This is a genomic window from Lysinibacillus sp. COL-1, from assembly GCF_059814265.1.
The window spans coordinates 3,078,122-3,101,104 of the sequence record NZ_JCAWSJ010000004.1; the positions used below are offsets into that span (position 1 = coordinate 3,078,122).

At 38.5% G+C, this 22,983-nt stretch carries 23 protein-coding genes, 3 pseudogenes and 2 other annotated features; of the genes and pseudogenes, 1 reads left to right on the forward strand and 25 read right to left on the reverse strand.

The window, feature by feature from the left end:
* Positions 1-14: 14 nt before the first annotated feature.
* From pheA to AC6BKE_RS23580, 23 genes and pseudogenes are all read right to left on the reverse strand, one after another.
* The gene (pheA, locus tag AC6BKE_RS23470) at positions 15-896 is read right to left on the reverse strand and encodes a prephenate dehydratase (RefSeq protein WP_036124134.1); all 882 of its coding nucleotides are present in this window, start codon (positions 894-896) and stop codon (positions 15-17) included.
* A gap of 164 nt (positions 897-1,060) precedes the next feature.
* Positions 1,061-1,516 carry a transcriptional regulator ThrR gene (thrR, locus tag AC6BKE_RS23475; RefSeq protein WP_004226679.1) on the reverse strand — a complete coding sequence of 152 codons (456 nt, stop codon included), beginning with the start codon at positions 1,514-1,516 and terminating at the stop codon, positions 1,061-1,063.
* Positions 1,517-1,540: 24 nt separating this feature from the next.
* Positions 1,541-2,830 (reverse strand): GTPase ObgE, encoded by a 1,290-nt coding sequence (gene obgE / locus AC6BKE_RS23480; RefSeq protein WP_036124130.1) that lies wholly within the window; start codon positions 2,828-2,830, stop codon positions 1,541-1,543.
* Between the two features lie 5 nt (positions 2,831-2,835).
* Complete coding sequence (locus tag AC6BKE_RS23485) at positions 2,836-3,363, reverse strand: Spo0B domain-containing protein (RefSeq protein WP_036124127.1); 528 nt, start codon at positions 3,361-3,363, stop codon at positions 2,836-2,838.
* A 179-nt stretch (positions 3,364-3,542) separates the two neighbouring features.
* Positions 3,543-3,842 carry a 50S ribosomal protein L27 gene (gene rpmA / locus AC6BKE_RS23490; protein WP_016991892.1) on the reverse strand — a complete coding sequence of 100 codons (300 nt, stop codon included), beginning with the start codon at positions 3,840-3,842 and terminating at the stop codon, positions 3,543-3,545.
* Complete coding sequence (locus AC6BKE_RS23495) at positions 3,839-4,195, reverse strand: ribosomal-processing cysteine protease Prp (RefSeq protein WP_036124121.1); 357 nt, start codon at positions 4,193-4,195, stop codon at positions 3,839-3,841. The genes rpmA and AC6BKE_RS23495 overlap by 4 nt, the downstream gene beginning before the upstream one ends.
* A 16-nt stretch (positions 4,196-4,211) precedes the next feature.
* Positions 4,212-4,520 carry a 50S ribosomal protein L21 gene (gene rplU / locus AC6BKE_RS23500; protein ID WP_036124117.1) on the reverse strand — a complete coding sequence of 103 codons (309 nt, stop codon included), beginning with the start codon at positions 4,518-4,520 and terminating at the stop codon, positions 4,212-4,214.
* Positions 4,521-4,534: 14 nt separating this feature from the next.
* Positions 4,535-4,612, reverse strand: a sequence feature (ribosomal protein L21 leader region).
* A 45-nt stretch (positions 4,613-4,657) separates the two neighbouring features.
* Positions 4,658-5,269: a zinc metalloprotease gene (locus tag AC6BKE_RS23505; protein WP_036124114.1), complete on the reverse strand. Its 612-nt coding sequence runs from the start codon at positions 5,267-5,269 to the stop codon at positions 4,658-4,660.
* On the reverse strand, positions 5,259-5,813 hold the full coding sequence (locus AC6BKE_RS23510) for a peptidoglycan DD-metalloendopeptidase family protein (protein ID WP_036124111.1): 555 nt from the start codon (positions 5,811-5,813) through the stop codon (positions 5,259-5,261). Before AC6BKE_RS23510 ends, AC6BKE_RS23505 begins: the two co-directional genes overlap by 11 nt.
* A 93-nt stretch (positions 5,814-5,906) precedes the next feature.
* Complete coding sequence (gene minD / locus AC6BKE_RS23515) at positions 5,907-6,704, reverse strand: septum site-determining protein MinD (protein WP_036124107.1); 798 nt, start codon at positions 6,702-6,704, stop codon at positions 5,907-5,909.
* Between the two features lies 1 nt (position 6,705).
* Entirely contained in the window at positions 6,706-7,374 is a 669-nt protein-coding gene (minC, locus tag AC6BKE_RS23520) for a septum site-determining protein MinC (RefSeq protein WP_058843996.1), read from the reverse strand.
* Positions 7,375-7,401: 27 nt separating this feature from the next.
* Complete coding sequence (gene mreD, locus AC6BKE_RS23525) at positions 7,402-7,926, reverse strand: rod shape-determining protein MreD (RefSeq protein ID WP_080717089.1); 525 nt, start codon at positions 7,924-7,926, stop codon at positions 7,402-7,404.
* Positions 7,926-8,840 (reverse strand): rod shape-determining protein MreC, encoded by a 915-nt coding sequence (gene mreC, locus AC6BKE_RS23530; protein WP_036124096.1) that lies wholly within the window; start codon positions 8,838-8,840, stop codon positions 7,926-7,928. Before mreC ends, mreD begins: the two co-directional genes overlap by 1 nt.
* A gap of 13 nt (positions 8,841-8,853) precedes the next feature.
* Positions 8,854-9,873 carry a rod shape-determining protein gene (locus AC6BKE_RS23535; protein WP_036124163.1) on the reverse strand — a complete coding sequence of 340 codons (1,020 nt, stop codon included), beginning with the start codon at positions 9,871-9,873 and terminating at the stop codon, positions 8,854-8,856.
* Between the two features lie 572 nt (positions 9,874-10,445).
* Positions 10,446-10,649, reverse strand: a pseudogene (locus tag AC6BKE_RS23540) (JAB domain-containing protein); the annotation flags it as partial.
* 110 nt (positions 10,650-10,759) lie between these two features.
* A pseudogene (locus AC6BKE_RS23545) lies at positions 10,760-12,571 on the reverse strand (reverse transcriptase/maturase family protein).
* Positions 12,572-13,127: 556 nt separating this feature from the next.
* Positions 13,128-13,601, reverse strand: a pseudogene (gene radC / locus AC6BKE_RS23550) (RadC family protein); the annotation flags it as partial.
* Between the two features lie 33 nt (positions 13,602-13,634).
* Positions 13,635-14,228, reverse strand: a complete 594-nt coding sequence (locus AC6BKE_RS23555) for a Maf family protein (protein WP_499858159.1) — start codon at positions 14,226-14,228, stop codon at positions 13,635-13,637.
* A 98-nt stretch (positions 14,229-14,326) separates the two neighbouring features.
* Positions 14,327-14,971 (reverse strand): hypothetical protein, encoded by a 645-nt coding sequence (locus tag AC6BKE_RS23560; protein WP_058844888.1) that lies wholly within the window; start codon positions 14,969-14,971, stop codon positions 14,327-14,329.
* A 199-nt stretch (positions 14,972-15,170) separates the two neighbouring features.
* A complete protein-coding gene (locus AC6BKE_RS23565; protein ID WP_089934699.1) occupies positions 15,171-16,421 on the reverse strand; it encodes a bifunctional folylpolyglutamate synthase/dihydrofolate synthase in 1,251 nt (416 codons plus the stop codon).
* Positions 16,418-17,698, reverse strand: a complete 1,281-nt coding sequence (locus AC6BKE_RS23570; protein WP_170829908.1) for a bifunctional folylpolyglutamate synthase/dihydrofolate synthase — start codon at positions 17,696-17,698, stop codon at positions 16,418-16,420. Before AC6BKE_RS23570 ends, AC6BKE_RS23565 begins: the two co-directional genes overlap by 4 nt.
* A 328-nt stretch (positions 17,699-18,026) precedes the next feature.
* On the reverse strand, positions 18,027-18,185 hold the full coding sequence (locus AC6BKE_RS23575) for a hypothetical protein (protein WP_244504887.1): 159 nt from the start codon (positions 18,183-18,185) through the stop codon (positions 18,027-18,029).
* A gap of 225 nt (positions 18,186-18,410) precedes the next feature.
* A complete protein-coding gene (locus AC6BKE_RS23580; protein WP_499858160.1) occupies positions 18,411-21,056 on the reverse strand; it encodes a valine--tRNA ligase in 2,646 nt (881 codons plus the stop codon).
* A gap of 80 nt (positions 21,057-21,136) precedes the next feature.
* Positions 21,137-21,395: a binding site (T-box leader), on the reverse strand.
* Positions 21,396-21,496: 101 nt separating this feature from the next.
* On the opposite strand from AC6BKE_RS23580, the gene AC6BKE_RS23585 reads away from it, so the two are divergent.
* Entirely contained in the window at positions 21,497-21,691 is a 195-nt protein-coding gene (locus tag AC6BKE_RS23585) for a YszA family small membrane protein (protein WP_036124009.1), read from the forward strand.
* Here AC6BKE_RS23585 and AC6BKE_RS23590 read toward each other — a convergent pair.
* Complete coding sequence (locus AC6BKE_RS23590) at positions 21,668-22,432, reverse strand: hypothetical protein (RefSeq protein ID WP_058844885.1); 765 nt, start codon at positions 22,430-22,432, stop codon at positions 21,668-21,670. The two genes, AC6BKE_RS23585 and AC6BKE_RS23590, sit on opposite strands and share 24 nt — an antisense overlap.
* A gap of 81 nt (positions 22,433-22,513) precedes the next feature.
* On the reverse strand, positions 22,514-22,960 hold the full coding sequence (locus tag AC6BKE_RS23595) for an SRPBCC family protein (protein ID WP_499858161.1): 447 nt from the start codon (positions 22,958-22,960) through the stop codon (positions 22,514-22,516).
* Positions 22,961-22,983 lie beyond the last annotated feature (23 nt).

Genomic DNA, 22,983 nt, shown 5'->3' on the forward strand with positions numbered 1-22,983 from the left:
ATTCCTCCCTACAGCTATTCTGCCTCGTCTGATGTAACATAAGTGAAGTAAGTACCCAAAGATTTTACCTTACAACCTAGTGCAGCTAATTCTTCCATGGCGCCACGCATCATCGGTTCTTTTTCATCTGCTAATACATCAATCATAAAGAAATAATCACCTAGGCCCGTTTTAAGTGGACGTGATTCAATTTTACTTAAATTCAGTTGACGCCATGCAAAAACAGAAAGCACCTGATGCAATGCCCCTGAACGATCCGTTGGCAATGTAATCATAAACGTTGTCTTAGCTTGCCCTTCAGATAGCTCTTGCGGCAATCGTTTATTTTGCTTGGACAGTACAAAGAAACGTGTATGGTTAAAATGGAAATCATGGATATTCGATTCAACTATGTCAAGGCCATATTTTTCGGCTGCTGCGGCATTGCCTACTGCGGCTATACATTCTTGTGGATTTTCTGATACATATTTCGCTGCTGCCGCTGTGGAAGTTGTTTGATGTAATGGCACATGACTGAAACGATAAAATAAGTATTTATGACATTGAGCTAGTGCATGTGGGTGGGAATAAACACCTGCGATAGACTGCCAATGATCCTTTTGAGCTTTATTCACCATTAAATGCTGCTGGATTTTTAGCAATAATTCACCTGTCACATAGAGTGTTGCCTCATGGAATAAATAATCTAATGTTAATGTTACAGAGCCCTCTAAGGCATTTTCTAGCGGAACGACGGCTAAATCCACCTTTCCCTCCGCGACAGCCTCTATACATTCTGGAATCGTCGCACACGGTACAAGCCACTCATTTGGAAAAGTAGCCTTTGTTGCTAAATATGTAAATGATGCTTCTGGTCCTAAATAGGCGATTCTATTTTCCCATTGTTGCTTTGTCATTGCAAATACCTCCTTTATGGCACAATAAGGAGCAGTCCCGCGAGATTACTCACTGTTGGGACAGCTCCTTATTTGAGCTTGTTATCGTATTCTGACCTAGCAGTCTTATTAAACACGATAATTCATTTTTGTCAAAAATTAAAGGATTGAACACTGTACTGTTATTATAATGCTCCAGAACTAATTACTTCTGCTGATTCTACAAAATCTAAGCGCTTTAATTGCTGAATGAGGTCATCAAGATCACAGGTCATACTTGTTACATCTAATGATAAAGTAACATTGGCACGTCCCTGAATCGGAATCGTTTGATGAATTGTCAATACATTACAATGTGTAATTGTCACAGTTTCTAAAAGCTTAGCAAGTGTTCCTTTTCTATCTTGAAGCTGTAAAAAGACTGTTAAAATGCGTTCCTGCACAATTGAATGAAAAGGAAAAACCGCATCACGATATTTGTAAAACGCACTTCGCGATAAATCCACCTGCTTTACCGCATCCCAAATGGAAGATACTGAACCACTTGATAGTAAGTGTTTCGCTTCCAAAGTTTTTTGCATTGCATCCGTTAAAACATCCTCACGAACTAAATAATATCGCTGATTCGCAACATTCTTCATACGCTTCCCCCTAAAACTCATGTCTTAATCGACAAATTCAAATTCAAACTCTTGTAGGCGTACTGTATCGCCATCTTGTGCTCCACGTTGACGCAGAGCCTCATCCACACCCATTGCACGCAATTGACGAGCAAAACGACGAATACCATCTTCACGGCTAAAGTCCGTCATTTTAAATAAACGCTCAATGGCATAACCATTAATAATAAATGTACCATCATCGTCACGAGTGATTTCGAAATCTTCACCTTTTGCCTCATGCTTGTACATGACAGTTGCGTCTGATTGCTCCTCTACATCTTCATATAGTGGGAATTCAGGCGTTACTTCCAGTAGATCCGCAATGGCAAACAACAGCTCTTTTAACCCTTGACGTGAAACAGCAGAAATTGGGAAAATTTGAACATCTTCTCCTACCTTTTGGCGGAATGCTGCTAAGTTTTCTTCTGCATCTGGCATATCCATTTTATTGGCTACAATTATTTGTGGGCGCTCTGTTAAACGAAGATTATATTGTTTTAGCTCTTCATTGATTGTTAAATAATCTTCATATGGATCGCGACCTTCCATTCCTGACATATCAATAACATGGACAATAACGCGTGTACGTTCAATATGTCGTAAAAATTGATGGCCTAATCCTACCCCTTCATGTGCCCCTTCAATAAGCCCAGGTAAATCTGCCATCGCAAAGCTTCGGTGATCTTCCGTTTCAATCATGCCTAAGTTCGGTACAATTGTCGTAAAATGATATGCACCAATTTTTGGCTTAGCAGCAGAAACCACTGATAAAAGCGTTGATTTACCAACACTTGGGAAACCAACTAATCCTACATCTGCTAAAACTTTTAACTCTAATATAACATTTAATTCTTGTCCTGGCTCACCTTTTTCAGAAAGTTCTGGCGCTGGGTTGGCAGGAGTGGCAAAACGAGAATTTCCTCGTCCACCTCGGCCAGCTTTCGCAATAATGGCTCTTTGCCCATGCTCGACTAAGTCGGCAATAACTGCATTTGTTTCTTCATTCATAACCACTGTGCCTGGTGGAACTTTAACGATTAAATCCTCTGCATTTTTACCATGCATGCCTTTACTCATCCCATGTTCACCACGAGGCGCTTTAAAATGACGTTTATAGCGGAAATCCATTAACGTTCGTAAGCCTTCTTCTACTTCAAATACGACGTTACCGCCATGTCCACCATCTCCACCAGCTGGACCACCATTTGGTACATATTTTTCTCGACGGAAGGCAACCATACCATCTCCACCGTCGCCACCTTTAACAAAAATCTTTACGTGATCGACAAACATTTAGTTCACTCCCTATTTGCACTCAAGACATATTGCCAGCGCGTAGTTGTCTGCTCAATTGTTTGAATGTCGAATTGTTTCAAACCTTTTTCGGTGAATGCATCAGCACTCCATAACCCATTTAGCGTGAATGTCACGGCAAATGTATGATCGTCAACACGTACATCAAGCGTTAGGATCTGCTCTGTAAATGGATCTAATGTATCATAAACATGCATAACTGTTTTGTTTAAATAATCTACAACTTCCCGATCAATATTGTTGGTCACTGGCTTTTTTATCTCACCACTTAGCTTCCATGCTAGTGATGGATAACGCCATCCTGCTGTTTGTAGCCACTCAATTGTTTGTGGTAATTGTAGTCGATTGAGGATAGAAAACACGCGTAATTGTTCTGAATAATGTTGAATAAGTTTCTTTGATTCATCAATTCTACCTAAATCTAAATTCATGCGAATCAGTTGCAGTTGATTCACATAATCATGATTTGCAAAACGTAATACTTCACTAATGGTTAGTGATTGATTGTTCATCCCATTCACTCCAATAAAGTTATCCTTACTAGTATAACAAGTTTTGCTCTATTTTTCCCTTAATTCTTTAATCAATTATGCCTCAGCTTAATTGAGACCAGAATCGGCATTGTTGAAATTTAGCCAAAAAAAGGACTGCAATAAATGCAGTCCTCCGCTTTATGTTATCTTATAAAAGATTAAGCTTCTTGTGTAGTTGGATATACAGATACTTGTTTGCGATCGCGACCTAAGCGTTCGAATTTAACAACGCCGTCAACTTTAGCAAATAGTGTATCGTCACCACCACGACCTACGTTTGTACCTGGGTAAATTTTTGTACCGCGTTGACGGTAAAGAATTGAACCACCAGTTACGAATTGGCCATCAGCACGTTTAGCACCAAGTCGTTTAGACTCAGAATCACGTCCGTTTTTAGTAGAACCTACCCCTTTTTTCGATGCGAAAAGTTGAAGATCTAATGCTAATAATAATTTCATCGAGTTCCACCTCCTACTTGGTTGTAGTTGATTTGGATGTATTGTCCGTAATTTTGCACCATAGAATACACTTGGGCAGTCATTACTTGAACAATTAACTGTAGTTTTGCATCTACTTCAGGCTCTAAATCTGATGGTAAATCTACCTTAAGATAGCCTCCACCTTCAGCAGCTTGTTCGACTTCTGGTTGAATTTGTAATAATGCATAAATAGCATTTACTGTACCAATGGCAATAGTAGATGCTCCTGCACACACTAAATCTTTACCAGATTCATCGTACCCAGCATGTCCTGAAAATTCAAATGCTGACACATGTCTATTTTCATTGTGATGAATCGTAACTTGTATCATTCGCTACACCTCACAATTAAGCGTTGATTGCTTCAACAACTAATTTTGTGTAAGGTTGACGGTGACCTTGTTTACGACGGTAGTTCTTTTTAGCTTTCAATTTGAAAACAACGATTTTTTTCGCACGGCCTTCTTTAACAACTTTAGCTGTTACTGTAGCGCCTTCTACGAATGGAGCGCCAACTTTAACGTTTTCGCCACCTACGAATAATACTTTATCAAAAGTAACAACCTCATCAGCTTCTACGCCTAATTTCTCAACATAGATTTCTTGACCAGCTTCTACTTTGATTTGTTTACCACCAGTTTCAATAATTGCGTACATTTTACTGCACCTCCTCTTAGACTCAGACTCGCCTGTTTTAAAAGGTGATCTTATTAGATACTTAAACCTTTCCAGAGCGGTTGTAGTAGCACGGGTGCTACAAACAATAACATTAAAATATTACCATACGTTTTTTTTTAAGTCAATCTATTCATAACATATTTTTCAAAAGCAACTCTATATTTTCGATAGCGCCATTCTTTCAATGCTTGCAGCCAAATGAATAAATTAATGATGGCTAAAAAAATAGACTGTGGCAAGAACTTGAAAGTGACTAGTAATAGTGTAGTGGCAATGATGAAAGACAACCAATAATACATTTCCACCACTTGAGCTCTTGGATAACTTAAAAATAGCCAGGCTAATACTAGCCTGCCACCATCTAACGGTATGATGGGCACAATATTTACAGCCAGTAACACTAATTGTACAGTTATTAGCTTAGTGGCGAGCAGATCAGGCATAAAAAAAGCGAGGCCAATCCCAATAATGGTAGCGATTGGTCCTCCTAATGCAATCCATAGGAGTGACGAAGCTTGCACAACCGCTGGATTTTCAAATTGAATTTCTCCCCCATATGGTGTAATAACGCATGATTTCACCTTCACTCCGCACAATACTGCTGCTACTAAATGACCTGCCTCGTGCCACAGCAAAGAAAATAAAATGATGGCGTAATAAGCTAATTGTCCACTAAAAATCATGACAAATACCAGAGGGATACATAGAAGATGTAATTTAATCCTCATTGGTCTCCGTCGATTCAAGCCATTGTACAATTTGCTCTAAATCATAATGAGTATCTCCCTTTTCAATGGACATATATAATTGACCAGCTTCTTTCATACCAATTAAATCATTAGCTTGAATCGATGTATAAGGGAGCTGCGCTAAACTATCTAACATACCATAAGATACCGTTGTCCCGTCCTCATAGCTGATTGTCATAGTCTTGCCCGTATACTTTGTATGACCAGTAAAAACCACCAACCCATTCTGCCCAGCATAGATCGGTAAACCAACATCATACTGCAATAAATAACCTTCTTTAAAAACTTGGGCATTAGCAAATGTTAGAAGATCGGCCTGCCCTACATCACTTGATACCATGATGGTCTCTTTTTCTTTTTCGAACCAACTTTGTCCGAGCTCACTTAAATAGGTTAAATCTGCAGAGGTTGTTACAAGCTTTCGAACGGGTGTATCTACTACGCCTTGATCTTCTAAACGAATTACAAGCATGATTGCTGCCACAAGTAGTATCGTGACGAACCATTTCCATTTTTTAAACAAGCTCTCATCCTTTTTTCCATACTATATGAGATTGCATGTCCAAACATGCACAAGAAAAAACCTTCTCGTACATTTGTACGAAAAGGTTGTCATTTATTTTGAAAATAGAGCCTTAAGTTTTGAAAACATACCTCTTTGCTCATTTTGAATAGCCATCAATGGCACGGACTCACCAAGAATACGACGGGCAATATTGCGATAGCCCAATGATGCTTTATTTGATGGGTCCATGACGATTGGTTCACCTTTATTGGAAGATGAGATGACACCCTCACTATCGACAATAATGCCTAATAGATCAATAGAAAGATGTGTAGTAATTTCATTGACATCCAATGTATCACCGCTCTTCATCATATGCTGTCGAATACGATTAATGATGAGTTTAGGTGCTGTAATCTCTTCTTGTTCAAGTAAACCAATGATACGATCTGCATCACGAACAGCGGAGATTTCAGGTGTTGTCACAACAATCGCATGATCTGCACCAGCGACAGCATTACGATAGCCTTGTTCAATACCGGCAGGGCAATCGATTAATACATAATCATAATCCCTTTTCAATTCCTCTACTAAGCTCTTCATTTGCTCAGGGGTAACAGCGTTTTTATCCGTTGTTTGAGCAGCAGGTAATAAAAATAGTTTCTCATCTACGCGCTTATCCTTAATTAATGCTTGATGGATTTTACAGCGTCCTTCCACCACATCAACTAGGTCATAAATAATACGATTTTCAAGACCTAAAATGACATCTAAATTGCGTAGGCCGATATCTGTATCAACTAAACATATTTTTTTACCCTGTAGAGCCAATGCAGTCCCAAGGTTAGCCGTTGTCGTTGTTTTACCGACACCGCCCTTACCTGAAGTTATGACGATCGCTTCTCCCACACTAGCTTCCTCCCTTAGACACATTTAACAATGGTCGTATATTTTTTAAGGCATGAATTTGATCGTACGTAATGCGTCCATCATAGCCAAGAAATGCACAAGTCATTTCTGCCTGATTGATCGCGTTTACATGTTCATCTGACATTGCCTGAACTTGATCAGCAATCATGATATGTGTGGCTTCAAATCGAGATGCTGCAATGATTGCTTCTTTATTGCCATGCACACCCGCATGTGCAATTCCTTTTAGTCTACCTAGGACATATACATTACCGCCAGCCTCTACTCGACCGTTTGGATTTACATGGCCTACAATGATAATGTCCCCTGATGAACGCAGAACTTGTCCTGATCTGACCACACCAATATATGTATCTTGTTGACCTTCAATCATTTTCTGGTTGCTTTCTTGGACAGTCAGTACTTCACTTTGCACCTTAGATACAATAAGTTGCTCCGTTTCTTCTACAATTTTTATCAGCTCATTCATTTGTTCATCAGTACAGTATCGATAGCCTAAGTATAATTGTACATCTACTTTACCATCGATACCGCCTTCTAACACTTTCTTCTTCAATTCTTCTACTAACTCGCTATACGAACATTGATCGTCTAGACGTAGTACAAAACCGTCCTTCGTTCCCTTCATATTAACTAACTGTTTTTTCATGAATGCCTCACCTCACGTTGTTCTTTATTAAGAAACTTCACGTGCTCTCTGTAAGACACGCGCATTAATTAGATATTTGAAGGCCCAACCAAGAATCATTAAAAATAAAGCATTAGCAATAATTGTTGGTAGTAGTCGTGAACGTAAGAAATCCGCTAAAGGTATTGCTGTAAAATCAATTAGGAAGAAAAATTGATATAGTATGAATTCTAAAATGGCTACTAGTACAACTGAAATTGTCGTTGTCACAACTAAGTGCTGATGGATAACTTTCACGATAGAGCCTGCTAAAAAACATATAAGTGGATAAAGCACTGAATATAATCCAATAATATCAATGTAAAACACATCATACAAGACACCAAAAAAAACTCCATACATTACCGCACGTTTACGGCTGTAATAGATGGATATAAAAATTAAATATAAGATTAAAAAACGTGGTACCAGAAAATAGACTTCCCCTTTAATTTCAATCGGGGAAAGCATAGCAAATTCTGGCTCTAATAAGAATAGTAAAACCGCTACAGAGGGGATGAGAAATCGAACCATCATTCCGCCTCCTCTTCACTCGCCTCTTGCGGATTCGATAAATCTTCATTTGTTGTATTGCCGTCTGAGCCATCAATAACTGTTGATGTACGTTTAGCAATGACAACATGTTCTAAAATTGAAAAATCAGCAGATGGTTTGACATAAGCCATTTTTGTTAAGCCATGATCATCTGTACTAACTTCTGTAATTTCTCCGATTGGGACACCTTTTGGGAAAATACCACCAAGCCCTGAAGAAACTACTTGCTCGCCTTCTTTCACCGTTAAGCTAGAATCGATTCGCTTCATAATGAGTTTATTACGTTCTTCATCAAAGCCCTCGATTAAACCGTATGCTTCTTTTTCTCCTAATACCATCGCAGAAACACGATAGTTTGGATTATTTGTATATAAAAGCTCTACCTCAGATGTGAAAGGTGTTACTAGTATAATTTTCCCTACTAAACCTTTCGCCGTCATAACTGCCATATTTTTTTGGACACCATGAGAAGACCCTTTATCTAAAATGATTTTCTCTTCCCACTGGTCTGGATTTCTAGCAATCACTGTTGCATGAATTGGATTAAATGCCTTCAAGCTCTCGGTTTTATCCAATAGCTCTCGTAGCTTGTTATTCTCTGATTTTAAATCCGTAGCTTCAGCTTGTACAACTGCAAAATCTTCTAAGCGTGCTTTTAAACGTTTATTTTCTTCGTACGTGTTTAAGAGGGAGTCAATACTATTAAAAATACCATTAATATAATTCGCCGGCTTCGCAACAATCGATTGTGCGACGCCGACAGTATCTTTAATAATTTGCTCTGGTAAAGTTGCATTCGTCCGATCACGTAATGAGAAGCTAATCAATGCCACAAGAAAAACCATACCTACGAGCAGCAAAATTACTTTCTTATTGAAGAAAAAGTGTGGCATTGCCTCAACCTCCTTACCCTTTTACTTGTTGTTGACGAATTAAGTCGATATGATCTAATGCTTTACCTGTGCCAATTGCTACACAGTCTAACGGATCTTCTGCGATAAAGACTGGCATGTTTGTTTCTTGGCTAATAACTTTGTCTAAGTTTGTTAATAGCGCACCACCACCAGTTAATACAATACCACGTTCCATTACGTCAGCAGATAGTTCAGGAGGAGTTTGTTCTAATGTTTTGCGAACGCCGTCAATAATAGAGGCAACCGCTTCACGCAATGATTCAGAAATTTCCTGTGAAGAAATTTCGATTGTTTTTGGTAAACCAGTTAATAGGTCACGTCCTCGAATATCCATTTTATCCTCTGGACCTTCTGCCAATGCCGTACCAATTTCCATTTTCACAGCTTCTGCAGTACGTTCACCAATTGTTAAATTATATGTTTTACGAATATACGAAATGATGGATTGATCCATCGCATCCCCACCAACACGTACGGATTCACTCGTTACAATACCACCTAAAGAAATAACGGCAACTTCTGTTGTACCACCACCGATATCAACAACCATTGAGCCAGTAGGATCCCATACAGGAAGATTTGAACCGATTGCTGCTGCAAATGGCTCTTCAATTGTGAACGCCTCTTTTGCACCCGCTTGTCGTGCTGCATCAATAACCGCACGTTGCTCTACTGATGTAATGCCATAAGGCACACAAATCATCACATTCGGTTTTTTCCAGTTGCCTCCAGAGTTTTTACATGCCTCTTTTAAGTAATATTCGATCATTGCTGTTGTAATATCGAAGTCAGCAATAACGCCATCTTTCATTGGACGAATTGCTACGATTGAGCCAGGTGTACGACCAATCATATTTTTCGCATCATTACCAACGGCAACGATATCTCCTGTTTTTGTATTTTTTGCTACAACTGAAGGTTCACGTAAAACGATCCCCTTTCCTTTAATAAACACTAATGTATTCGCTGTGCCGAGGTCAATCCCGACATCTTTGCTTCCTAGTCCAAACAAATTGTGTACTCCCTTTCTATATAAGCCATACTTTCGTTGACATCCATTATCTTTGACGACAATGTGCAGGAACTTTAATTGTGTAAAAAACACAATTGACTCCTCTCAAAGCCCATCACACCTGTCAAAGCTTTTATCTTCATCAGTTGGTGATTGACACCTCGAAAAAATTACACACTCATTCACCTCACCACCAATTTCGATGGGAGTCCTTCCTGAATAAAGATAAAATTCATACCGTTCATTATAACGGAAAAGCGCAAGAATTTGTAGTGTCACATACTACATCTCACAGAAAAGATACTATTTTAATTCCCTCTTAAACTAAAAATAGTACGTATAGATTAGCATATAATTTTTATTCTCATAAGACAACGTGTATCAGGCTACCAATTTTTGTGAAGATAATAGCGTTTCTATGAATACATTAACGATTTGTAATGAAAAAGGTTCGCCAATAAACCACAAAAAAATACAAAAATTTTATAGCTGCCTAACGAAGATGTTTAACTTTCTGTATAAAAAGCATTTGCTGGCTCAACATAAAAAAACTCTGCATGCTTCATGCAGAGTTAAAAATACCCTTTTTCTTTCATGCTAATAAATTGATGATCACCAATGATCACATGATCAATTAATTCAATACCGATAATATAACCGGCTTCAACAATTCGCTTCGTTACCTCAATATCCTCCGTACTAGGTGTTGGCACACCACTTGGATGATTATGAGCACAAATAATGGAAGCGGCAGACCGTTTAACAGCTTCTCGAAAGTAGGGTGAGAACCCAGCGCCTTAATATATTTCTATATTAGGTTTCCAAGAACTCCCCTCCAAACCGTACGTACTCCTCTCAGAGTATACGGCTTTCCATTTACTTTAATCTAACTTACCATTATGTTATGTAAATCGTGATGACACGATGTACATAACGCCATTGTCTTTCTTCTTCGGGCAATCATTTTTTGTTCCCACATTTTCTTGCCTTTTAAACCTTTTAGTTTATGGATGTGATGCATTTCAAGTGGTACTCCCACTATACTGCACCATTCACATTTTTCGACAAGTAATCGGTCAATCATACTCGTTCGCCCTGTATAAATTAATGTATTTTCAACTATATCAACTGTTGGCTGTTTAATCGTATCGTTCTTTTCCATTCATTGCTCTGTAAAATAAGCAATTTTTAGACCCTCTTTGGTTTCATATCGAACACCCAATTTCCCATTAATCTTATATTTAGTGATAATTTTGCTGACAGTACTTTTATATTTATTCGTATACGTTTTAATCATGCTGTATTTCATCGTTTGACGGAAAGACTGTAAAACATGTACATTACTCGCTAGACGATAGTAATTGTAGTAGCCCTCTATTTCCGCATTGTACGTACGTAAAATTTCAAGATCATCATTATGCACCAAATACGGGCGATGAATGGGTTTCCAACCATTGTTTGCTCCTATTTTTAACGCATTTAACTGTAGAAGTTTTTGGATATATTTTTCATGTGGAACGAAAAGCTTTGCTTGATAGTTGAACTTACGCTTTTTTGTTCCATTTGGCATTTTCATTCTATGCCAATCTCTCATAACACGAATATCATACCCAAGAAAACGCGCATTTTTCTTACTGTGAGTAATTAAGGTCTTTTCATCGCTTAACTCTAACTTTAGTTGTTTTTTTAAGAACATTTTCAAGTCTTGCTTAGTTTGTTCGGCTTCCTTTTTACTACCGATGACACCTAGTATAAAATCATCTGCGTACCGCACATATTTTAAGCGTCGGTAATTTGGGTCAAAAAGGTCTTTACTATCATGGCTTTGTAATTCTTTATAAAGCGCTTTTAATTCTTTTAACCGTTCTTTCTTTTGTTCTTCACTTAATTTAGACCAATCACGTTTATTGTTACTTTTTCTCTTCGCAATTTTTGATGCTAAGTTATGATAAGTAAGATTGTGTGTACGTTTATCACCTTTATTATAGCTTTCTATATATTGCTCCACATATTTGTCGAGTTCATTTAAATAAATGTTCGATAACAGAGGACTAATAATCCCGCCTTGTGGTGCACCACTATAAGTTTTGTGAAATACCCAATCTTCCACATAGCCTGCTCGCAAAAACTTCCAGATTAAATTGATGAATTTTTCATCTTGAATCTGTTTTCTTAAAATATTTATTAATACATGGTGGTCTATATTATCGAAGAAGCCTTTAATATCCCCCTCAATAAACCATCTTGTCCCCGTAAAAGTATTGCGGATTTCTTTCAATGCTGTATGACAGCTAAGATTTGGTCTAAATCCATGAGAGTGTATGGAAAAATGCTGTTCATAAATACTTTCAAGTAATCGCCGGACAACTTCTTGGACTAATTTATCCTCGAAGGTAGGAATGCCAAGCGGTCTTGTTTTCCCGTTCTTTTTTGGGATATACGTCCGTCGTGCTGGATTTGGTTGATACGTTTGCGTTTTTAATTTTTCAATGAGCTTTTCAATACGTTTTATACTCATACCATCAATCGTATCTTCATTGATCCATCTTGTATTACTACCCTTGTTTGTATACAATTTTGCGTAAGCTTCAAAATAGAACTCTTTATTGTATAAGTTACGATATAGCCGTTCAAATACATAATTCTTATCTTTTGCTTTGGCAGTTAGACGATTTAATACTACTTTTGGAATTCTCATAGAGCCTCCGCTCCTTCCCAATTTTGTATTAACGTTGTAAACTGCTCCCCTTCGCCATGTACTAGGCTTTCCCTAGCTCGGACTACTACGAGAGCTCCGTTACCATATCAGATATTCAGTGTCTATACACATAGCCCAAAGGCATTCTGACTTAGGTAATCCCCATTTAGATTTATAAAGACTTGTCGCATGTATAATGTCGGATATGACGTTCGCTCGTTACTTTTATACGAAAGTTGGGTGAAATGGTATCACATCATTGACCTCGAAATCTTTAAGGACAATGCACATTTCAAATAGCGTAAATCATGACCTCCCGCTAAAGGTCCCCGTAGTCCCCCTTGAGCTGTCATTCAAGCAGTTTAGCCTTTATCCTTATTTATACAATTCATCTCGCCATTCAGTCGTACTTCGGTCATTAAGTAACTTATGGCTTTTCCAACATGCTACACTCCCTGTCCGGTTTCCCTTTCAGATAAGTTGGCTGATGATAGGGTGAAGCTTGTGATATGTCCCTACTGCTATGCGAAAGCAGATTCCTTATAAACCCTTATGGGCGCACAATTTCCCTGGGATGAACGATCGAGGCGTTTAAACTACCTATAAAAATGGTCTGTTTATGAATAATTTGATTCTTGATATTCAGAAAAAGAACAACAAAATGCTCTTGGTTAAGCGACGTCATATCAGGCATTAAGTAGGCTGCTGCATCTTGCGGAGAACGTATCGTAAATTTCTCAATATTTTGTTTTTGAGCCAATCGTCTACCAAGTTCAATGGCTGCGAGTAATTGAATGGCTTTCACCTCACCGATTCCTTTAATAGCCACCATTTCTTCGATGGTTGCATGCTTCAAATGATGTAAACGTTCAAACACATTTAATACTCTATTTGCAAGAGCAAGTACAGATTCTTCCTTCGTCCCTGTTCTCAATAAAATGGCGAGCAGCTCTTGATTGGATAGACTTTCAGCCCCTTGCCGTAACAGCCGTTCACGAGGACGATCCTCCATATGGACATCACGTATCATCAAACTTGGTAAAACCTCTTCCAGCAAAAATACTCACTCCTTCGCAAATTGGATAATTTGTCGTGCTACCAATTGCGAAAACAAAGCTGCAAGTGGTAGACCTACAACATTGTTATAATCTCCTTCAATTCGTTTAACTAATAGTGTGCCTACTGTCTGAATACCATAACCACCAGCTTTATCAAATGGATCTCCAGAATCTACATAGGCTTCGATTAATTCTTGTGATAAATGATGAAAAACAACTGTAGTTTCCTCTACAAAAATCGTTTCTTTTCCATTTGGTTCGATAATTGCTACCGCTGTCATAACAACATGCTTGTTGTCTGACAATCGCTGTAAATGTGAAATAGCTTCCTCACGTGTTTTTGGTTTATGTAGTAGCTCATCCTTGTAAACCACGATTGTATCTGCACCAATAATCGTGGCATTAGGTGCTTTTCTGGCTACATCACACGTCTTTAATAGAGCCACTCCCTTTACATAATCCTGCATAGTGTTGGCTTGTACACTTGTTTCCTCCACTTCACTAGTCATTACTTCAAACGGAAGTGCTAACATGCCCAGTAATTCCTTTCTCCTTGGTGACGCAGAAGCAAGGACAAGCTTATAATTTGTTTTCAACATGATCTGACCATTCCTCCTTATCCTTATGATAACGAAGAATAGACGATTTGAAAATTTTCAAAAAATCAAGATAATGATACTTTCGCGATCTTTTATGCTTAAAACTTCACCTGAAGACATGTATTTTTAGATTGATAATGCGCAAAAACATGCAGTCGAATAATGTTAACATCGTTGGAAATAGTAGAGGCAGCCGCTCCAATTGATTGCCAATCCTCTGGTAATGTAGAGTCCTTTCCATTTTCTTTAAAATTTAATTTTGTAGCTTTTTTGTCTGCTAAGGCTGTTGGCAGTTCTGCAAGTGTTGGTTCCTTACAGCTTGCGCCACTGACAGTAAATGCTTTTTTAAAGGTTGCGGGTTCCTGTAAAAATTCTAGCTGACTTTCTTCTGTTACCATGCTTGTCCATACATAGAATTTTCCATCAACCTGAACAATCGCACTCTCTTTTAATGCTGGGTATTCCGCAACAAAAGAACTGGCACTCTCATAATTCGAATACACACCTGCTTGACTGGCAAAAAACATAGGGGCATTAGATGTATTGGTTGTCTCACCGGCAGTTGGAATCGTCTCTGTTTTTGATTGATTATTTGCTACTTCACTACCATTTATCTTTAACGGTAACTGTGTACTGGCCTGTAACACGCCTAAAAAAATCGCCACACCTAATAAACCAACAAATCCACCAATAATCATTGCTCGAAATATTTGTTTTTTTATCACATGACTTACAATTTTCATGCATCTATCACCTCACCCTTCCACCGATCTATCCAACTAGTAGCGTTGCAAAAATTCGATGACTCAATATGATATAAGTATATGTAGATTACGAAGTGTAAATGCGAGTTAATTGTGATTTGCTACAGAACTGTTGAAAGGAAAACATGGTCTCTAGCTATAAAAAAACTAGGACTCCCTCTCAAGAGTCCTAGTCGGTTTATTCTTTTAATCTATTACGTACCGCTGTTAGTAAATACAATGAGCCAGATACGATTGTTCTTTGCTGACTTAGTGACTGCGCCTGTAAAAAAGGTACATAATCCACAAGGACAGCTTTGGATGCTGCATTGGAAAGGGTTAGCATTTGTTGCGCAGTCATCGCTCGCGGATTGTCAAAATCAACAAAATAAAAATTATCGCTGACCTGCTCAAAAAGGCGGAGAATCTGCTGTACGTCTTTATCTGCTAATATACCGATAACAAATGTTATGCGCTCATTTGGAAACTCACATTGAATCGTTTCCACTAATTTTTCCGCACTTGCTGGATTATGAGCACCATCTAAAATAACACAGGGCATTATTTCTTCAAAACGTCCTAAAATAGTAGCCCTTTGCACTGCCTGACGTATAGCTGCTTCACTCGTAGATACATCTAATACAGATGCCACTTCAAAAAATGCTGTAATGGCAAGTGCCATATTATTCGCTTGATGTGTTCCCTTCATAGACCGAGTTAGTTTTGCTATTTGAAACTGTTGCACTACATTGGTATAGCATTCTCCATCAGCTGTTGATTTGACAGTAAAATGTTGACCTAATGCTAGAACATTGGCATTTTTCCGAGCGGCTTCATCATCAACAATACGCTTAGCTTCATCTGGTAAATCACCTATAATGACAGGGCGAGATCGTTTAATAATGCCTGCTTTGTGACGGGCAATATGGGCAAGCGTATCTCCTAAAAATTTTGTATGTTCTAACGCGATGCTTGGGATAATGGAGACAATCGGTGTTACCACATTCGTGCTATCCAGTAACCCACCCATACCTGCTTCAATAAGCGCGATATCCACGTGCTCATTCACAAAATGTAAAAATGCAGCTACAGTTAGTAATTCAAAATCCGTTAGTTTTTCACTAAGCTCTGCCTGTTGCATTTGTTGAAAAACTCGATCCATTTCAGCTTCCGTTATAGGGTGACCAGCTATTTGAATTTGATCATGGACATCCACTATACATGGAGACATAAATTTGCCTACGCGTAAGCCATGTTCTTGAGCAATTGCCTCCAGAAACGTTAACGTAGATCCTTTACCATTTGTGCCTGCTAAGTGGACAACACGCAATGTTTGCTCGGGGTTTCCTACTAAGGACAAGGCCTCTTCAATCGCCTCAAGACCAGGTTTAATCACATCATCGCTTTTGACATGCCATTTTTCTTTATAATGATCAAGTTTTGGAATCATTGTCCTTCCTCCTGTAGCCATTGTCGAACTTCCGCTATAAAGTATAAAGAACCTGTAATGACCACAATATCCTCTTCATGGCGTTCATGTAGTACAGTTTGAACAATTTCTAGCCATTCTTCGTGATGAGTTTTATGTGCATGTGTCGATAACATCGCTAAGCTCTCGGCAGGCATTGCATTGGGCAGGTTTATTTGCGTAAAAGCAATTGAAATCGCTACAGCATCCATTAGCTCTATACTGTTGGCATGATCCTTATCAGCCAATGCTGCATAAATGAATCGATATTGGTTGTTAGGATAGACATCCTTGAGTGTTTGGATTAGGGCAGCTGTACCTTCTGAATTATGAGCGCCATCTAGCACGATATGATTCGGCCATTGCTCGAAACGGCCAGCCCACTGTGCGCGTTGTAGTCCTTGACGAATTGTATCATCAGCAAAGGAAAGGTATCCGTCTTCACGTAATAAAAGTAGAGTCGTAATAGCAAGACTTGCATTATTAATTTGATGGGGACCAGCCATTTTTAAAGGTACATCCATCATCACGACCTGTTCTTTTTTATATGTAAATTGCTGATAATCTGTGCCTTGCTCACTATTTGTCACCGTAAAATCTTGTCCTAAAACGAAGCATGGTGCGTGTCGTTCCTCTGCCGTGGCTTTAATAACAGCTAATGCCTCCTCATTCCTAACTCCTACTACAACTGGTACGCCTCTTTTGATGATGCCTGCTTTTTCACTGGCAACCTTTGCGAATGTATCACCTAAAAATGCAGTATGCTCTAGCGAAATCGTTGTAATAATCGCTAAAAGCGGCGTTACGACATTGGTCGCATCTAAACGTCCTCCAAGCCCTGTTTCAATAATCGCTATATCTACTCCTTGATGGGCAAAATATTGAAACATAATCAGTGTGACTACCTCAAAAAAGCTGGGAAAATCTCCATTGTATTGTTCTTCTATAATTTTGGCTAGTTGATTGAAATAGGCTAAAAATTGCTCATCCGAGATTTGCTTGCCGTTAATAGTCATCCGTTCATTGACTCTCTCCAAATGCGGGGACGTAAATGCTCCTACTTTGTAACCCGCATGTTGTAGCATTTCTCTTAAGGCATTCACCGTAGAGCCTTTGCCATTTGAACCTGCCACATGAATTACACGTAGTTGATTGTGCGGATGACCTAAATGGGCAAGTACTTCTCGCATGAGGACAAGTGGTGCACGTTTATGATCAACTGCTTTTAATGTAAAGATAAATTTTGTACATTCGTTCATTGTGTTAAACAAAAGAAACACTCCCTCTTACTGCAATACCTTTATTTTAGTACAAGTAATGTTTAATAACATCGTTAAATAGCAAAACACTCGAAAAAACACGCTGCTAGCGACTGCGTGTTAGTTTTATTTTTTCAATTAATGTACTTGGTGAGCATCTAATAGAACCCCCATATTGTCAATAGCGGGAGAATATTTGGACGTTGTACTCATTCAAAGGGGTTTTTTAACATTTAAATATCGAAATTCGAGCAATACTCATTTATTTTTTGAATCGTTAATCAATCTGTACGTGATAACTGGATACAATTCTGTTGAGGTTTATTTGCTAATAGAGCACACGTCCACTGGCATTTAATAAACGATAATACTTTGCTTCTAATAATTTCAAAAGATTCGTTTCTATCAGTACCCTTGCACTTACAAAATCTAATTCATCACATGCTTTATTGACTTTCGTAATAATTGTGGCAATGTGTCCTGTCAACCTCAACACCTCCACTTTTCATACAATAGGCTCTACAAAAAGGGGGCTAGCCATCCCAATTCACCAAAACATTCAGGTTTTTTATCCTACTGAACGAATGATAACACTAATCTATTAGACTTATTATTCGAATAACACTATATTTTAACCTAATTACACACATACCTTTTGCTCCATTATAAAAAGAAGCAACGGATGACTTTACAGCCATCCATTGCTTCCTCATTACATATTTTTTAATTCTTCTAAACGTTTTAACACAACAGCATGCTTGCTTTCATAATCTGCTAATTTTTCACGCTCTGCATTGACTAACGCTTTAGGTGCTTTCGATACGAACTTCTCATTTGATAACTTACCAGTAACAAGCTTTACTTCTTTTGCCCATTTCTCTAACTCTTTTTCAAGGCGAGCAATTTCTTCCTCTAAGTTAATAAGACCAACAAGTGGTAGGAACACTTGCGCTCCTGTGACAACAGCCGTCATTGATTGACCTGGTGCCTCTAAACCTTCACCAATTGTGAGGGTATCAGGATTACAGAATTTTTCTAAATAGCCTTGATTCGCTTCAAGAACAGCTACTGTTGCTGCATCTTTCGCTGAAATAAATAGCGGTACTTTTTTGCTCATCGGTGTATTCACTTCCGCACGAATATTACGTACTGAACGTATAATATCCATTAGGAGCTTCATATTATCTGCTTCATCAGCAAAATGAAGATCCGCACGTACTGTTGGCCATGCAGCCACTGTAATCGATTCACCTTCATGTGGTAAGTGCTGCCAAATTTCTTCTGTAATGAATGGCATAAATGGATGTAATAAACGCATTGTTTGATCCAGTACGTAAGCTAAAATAGAACGAGTAGTCTTTTTAGCTACTTCATCCTCACCATAAAGTGGTAATTTCGCCATTTCAATATACCAAGAACAGAAATCATCCCAAATGAAATTGTATAATTCACGACCAACTTCTCCAAATTCATAACGTTCTGCAAGAGAAGTTACACGTTCAATCGTTTCATTTAAGCGTGTTAAGATCCATTTGTCAGCAACGGATTTTTCACCTGTTAAGTCGATTTCATCATAGGTCATACCGTCCATATTCATAAGTGCGAAACGTGATGCATTCCAAATCTTATTGGCAAAATTCCATACTGCCTCTACTTTTTCAGTTGTATAGCGTAAATCTTGACCAGGTGATGAACCAGTCGCTAGGAAATAGCGTAAAGAGTCTGCACCGTATTGCTCAATAACATCCATTGGATCTACACCATTACCAAGTGACTTACTCATTTTACGACCTTCGCCATCACGTACTAAACCGTGAATTAACACATCTTTGAATGGGCGTTGACCTGTAAATTCAAGACCTTGGAAAATCATGCGAGATACCCAGAAGAAAATAATATCATATCCCGTTACTAATGTGCTGGTTGGGTAATAACGTTTATATTCTTCATTTGCCTCATCTGGCCAGCCCATTGTAGAAAACGGCCAGAGCGCAGAAGAGAACCAAGTATCGAGTACATCTTCATCTTGCGTCCAATTTTCGGAATCAGTTGGGGCTTCTTTTCCTACGTAAACTTCGCCTGTTTCATTATGATACCAAGCTGGGATTTGATGGCCCCACCATAATTGACGAGAAATACACCAATCACGGATATTCTCCATCCAACGAGAATATGTGTTTTCAAAACGAGCTGGGACAAAGTTTACTTTCCCTTCTTCATCTTTTTGAAGCTCGAGGGAAGTGTCAGCAAGTGGTTGCATTTTAACGAACCATTGTGCTGAAAGGTATGGCTCAACAACAGCACCAGAACGTTCAGAGTGACCTACTGAATGCATATGCTCTTCAATACGAATCAGCACGCCTGCTTCTTGTAAATCAGCAACAATTTGCTTACGGCATTCAAAACGATCCATCCCTTTATATTTGCCAGCAAGATCATTCATTGTACCGTCTTCATTCATCACAAGAATGCGCTCTAGGTTGTGACGATTTCCAACTTCAAAGTCGTTCGGATCATGGGCTGGTGTCATTTTTACAACTCCAGTACCAAATTCCTTATCAACATAGTCATCAGCTACAATCGGAATTTCACGACCTACAATCGGTAAAATAACTGTTTTACCAATTAAATGCTGATAGCGCTCATCGTTCGGGTGAACAGCTACCCCAGAGTCACCGAGCATTGTTTCAGGACGTGTTGTAGCAACTTCTACATATCCTGAGCCATCCGCTAAAGGATATTTCATATGATAGAATGCACCTTGCACATCCTGATAAATTACCTCAATATCAGATAATGCTGTTTTCGCTGCTGGATCCCAGTTGATAATACGTTCGCCACGGTAAATTAAACCTTTTTCATATAACTCAACAAAAACTGTTTTAACTGCATCTGAAAGACCTTTATCTAGTGTGAAACGTTCACGTGTGTAGTCTAAACCAAGGCCAAGCTTTGCCCATTGATCACGAATATGTCCAGCATATTCTTCTTTCCATTCCCATGTTTTTTCAAGGAATTTTTCACGGCCTAAATCATAACGTGTAATATTATCCTCACGCAGTTTTGCTTCTACTTTTGCTTGTGTTGCGATCCCTGCATGGTCCATACCTGGTAACCAAAGGGCATCATAGCCTTGCATGCGTTTCATACGAGTAAGGATATCTTGTAATGTTGTATCCCAAGCATGCCCAAGATGTAATTTACCTGTTACGTTCGGTGGTGGAATAACGATGGAATAAGGCTTTTTCCCACTTTCAGGCTGTGCCTCGAAAAATTTCCCTTGTAACCACCATTCATAGCGACCGGCTTCAATGGACTGTGGGTCATATTTAGTTGGCATTGAAATGTTTTCTGTCATCTTGACTCCTCCTATTGTTTGAAGACTATTGGTAAAGAAATGCTGTTCATTTTTTTACCCAATAAAAAACTCCTCTCGTCTAAAAGGACGAAGGAGTTTTAATTCGCGGTACCACCTTTAATTCCAGCAGCGGTTAAGATCAATGCTAAATGACACATTTTCTCAGCCTTCCCTACTGGCTCTTAATTCGGTAACGGTGTTTAACCGGCTTTAACTACTGTTAGTTCACTAAAGCTGCTCAAGGGCTACCTTCAATTAAGTACAAATAGAAACTTCTCAGCTACCGTTTCCTCTCTGAAAATGTAGACATAATTTACTCTTCCCTATCATAGCATCTGTATTTGATTTTCCTTATTGTACCGCAGAATCGTGTCATTTTTCAAGTGATTTAGTCATCTTTTAGTAAGAGTAAAGTAAATAGAAAAGGAAGTGACAATTCAATGCGTCGACGCAAGTATAACCCTTGGCTTTTACCTCCTTGGCTACGACAAGTTCGTTTTTATTGTAGAACCATTATTGTGCCAATTTGTGCTTTTCAGTTTATCCGTGTCATTATTGTGCCAACATCAGGCGATTTAGTCTTCTTATTGCTCCTACTACTTCTCTGCTATTTACTTTTGAAAGACATCATTTGAAACACGGACTTTAAGCGGTGTATACTCTTCTGTTAGGTCCCAAATCATGGAAGGCACTTCATGCCAAGTGCTGGATTCACGTACAACAATATGGCTTGAGGATTCTCTCATTACTATCTTTTGGTCAACTGTTGTAGAGGTCTCTTGGCGTGAAGCTGCTGCTACTGCGGTAGGTTGTTTCACTTGAACACTTTCCTCGATCACAGCCATTTTTTCTTCTTGATCGAAAGCATGAGCCATTAGGTGTGGATTGTCTAAAGTATCATTTTCAACAACGGGTTCATATTCGTTAAAAATACTTGTAACTGTCCACTCAAGCTGACACATCTGATTCGACAGACTAGGGCGAATATCTTTGACCATTAAATCTTTGACATCCGATTCTTTTGGTAAATCCACATGTAAAGGGACAGCATACTCAAAATAACCAGTATCTCCTTGGACATCAAGGGCATCAATTGTAATTAAATTATCATCACCTGTAAATGCTTGCATATCTTGAAAATCAAAACGAACATGTGCAGTAATATGGTAGATGCCCATTAATCGAAGTGAATCCTCTAACTGCATGGCTTGCCACTGTGGTTTAATTTGTACAGCAGCTAATTCTGTTGGGCAACCATATCCAGGAAAACAAAATGTTTCTCGCATATTCCAAGTTTTTTGTTCGATAATAATCCCTCCCTTTGCATCATATGACGATTTAAAGGATAGTATGCTAGGGTGTTTCAAGTTGAACACAATTATAAATAGATACTACTAGAAAAATGGCATGCTAGAATATTACTTCTAGCATGCCATTTTCATGGATGTTCTTATCATTTAAACATTGACTAATTTAATTTTATTAGCTACACGATCTGTTAGCATTTGTGTTGCCTTTGGTACAATCGGTTTAAAAATCGGATTTAACACAGGGCCAGCTAAGCCGCCAGCAACGACTTCTAAAAAACCTGTCATTTTTGTGTTTTTAGCATCAATGCTTTCTGCAAGGAAATAGCCATTTCCAGTGAAATTATCAGAAAGACCCTTTAATTCGAATGTAACTTTTGATGGTGCTACCCATTCTAAAATTGTAATTTCTACTTGTACCGTTTTTTTCAAAACGCCAACATTGCCTTTAAAAGTCCATGTTGAATGTTTGTCATCAATCATTTCGTGTGTATTATAACCTGGGACAAGCTTTGCCCATTTTTCCATATCACTGACGAATTCCCATACATTATCAATTCCTACGGGTACTTCGACCATGTGTGTGCCAGTTGCCATATTAATTCACTACTTTCTATTAT

Bases quoted from the DNA above. Each gene is read 5' to 3' on its own strand.
- AC6BKE_RS23560 (WP_058844888.1), bottom strand. From the start codon at position 14,971: ATGAAAATTGTAAGTCATGTGATAAAAAAACAAATATTTCGAGCAATG.
- AC6BKE_RS23580 (WP_499858160.1), bottom strand. From the start codon at position 21,056: ATGACAGAAAACATTTCAATGCCAACTAAATATGACCCACAGTCCATT.
- AC6BKE_RS23585 (WP_036124009.1), top strand. From the start codon at position 21,497: ATGCGTCGACGCAAGTATAACCCTTGGCTTTTACCTCCTTGGCTACGA.
- AC6BKE_RS23495 (WP_036124121.1), bottom strand. From the start codon at position 4,195: ATGATACAAGTTACGATTCATCACAATGAAAATAGACATGTGTCAGCA.
- obgE (WP_036124130.1), bottom strand. From the start codon at position 2,830: ATGTTTGTCGATCACGTAAAGATTTTTGTTAAAGGTGGCGACGGTGGA.
- thrR (WP_004226679.1), bottom strand. From the start codon at position 1,516: ATGAAGAATGTTGCGAATCAGCGATATTATTTAGTTCGTGAGGATGTT.
- AC6BKE_RS23565 (WP_089934699.1), bottom strand. From the start codon at position 16,421: ATGATTCCAAAACTTGATCATTATAAAGAAAAATGGCATGTCAAAAGC.
- AC6BKE_RS23555 (WP_499858159.1), bottom strand. From the start codon at position 14,228: ATGTTGAAAACAAATTATAAGCTTGTCCTTGCTTCTGCGTCACCAAGG.
- mreD (WP_080717089.1), bottom strand. From the start codon at position 7,926: ATGGTTCGATTTCTCATCCCCTCTGTAGCGGTTTTACTATTCTTATTA.
- AC6BKE_RS23505 (WP_036124114.1), bottom strand. From the start codon at position 5,269: ATGAGGATTAAATTACATCTTCTATGTATCCCTCTGGTATTTGTCATG.
- AC6BKE_RS23570 (WP_170829908.1), bottom strand. From the start codon at position 17,698: ATGAACGAATGTACAAAATTTATCTTTACATTAAAAGCAGTTGATCAT.
- pheA (WP_036124134.1), bottom strand. From the start codon at position 896: ATGACAAAGCAACAATGGGAAAATAGAATCGCCTATTTAGGACCAGAA.
- AC6BKE_RS23595 (WP_499858161.1), bottom strand. From the start codon at position 22,960: ATGGCAACTGGCACACACATGGTCGAAGTACCCGTAGGAATTGATAAT.
- rpmA (WP_016991892.1), bottom strand. From the start codon at position 3,842: ATGAAATTATTATTAGCATTAGATCTTCAACTTTTCGCATCGAAAAAA.
- minC (WP_058843996.1), bottom strand. From the start codon at position 7,374: ATGAAAAAACAGTTAGTTAATATGAAGGGAACGAAGGACGGTTTTGTA.
- AC6BKE_RS23485 (WP_036124127.1), bottom strand. From the start codon at position 3,363: ATGAACAATCAATCACTAACCATTAGTGAAGTATTACGTTTTGCAAAT.
- rplU (WP_036124117.1), bottom strand. From the start codon at position 4,520: ATGTACGCAATTATTGAAACTGGTGGTAAACAAATCAAAGTAGAAGCT.
- mreC (WP_036124096.1), bottom strand. From the start codon at position 8,840: ATGCCACACTTTTTCTTCAATAAGAAAGTAATTTTGCTGCTCGTAGGT.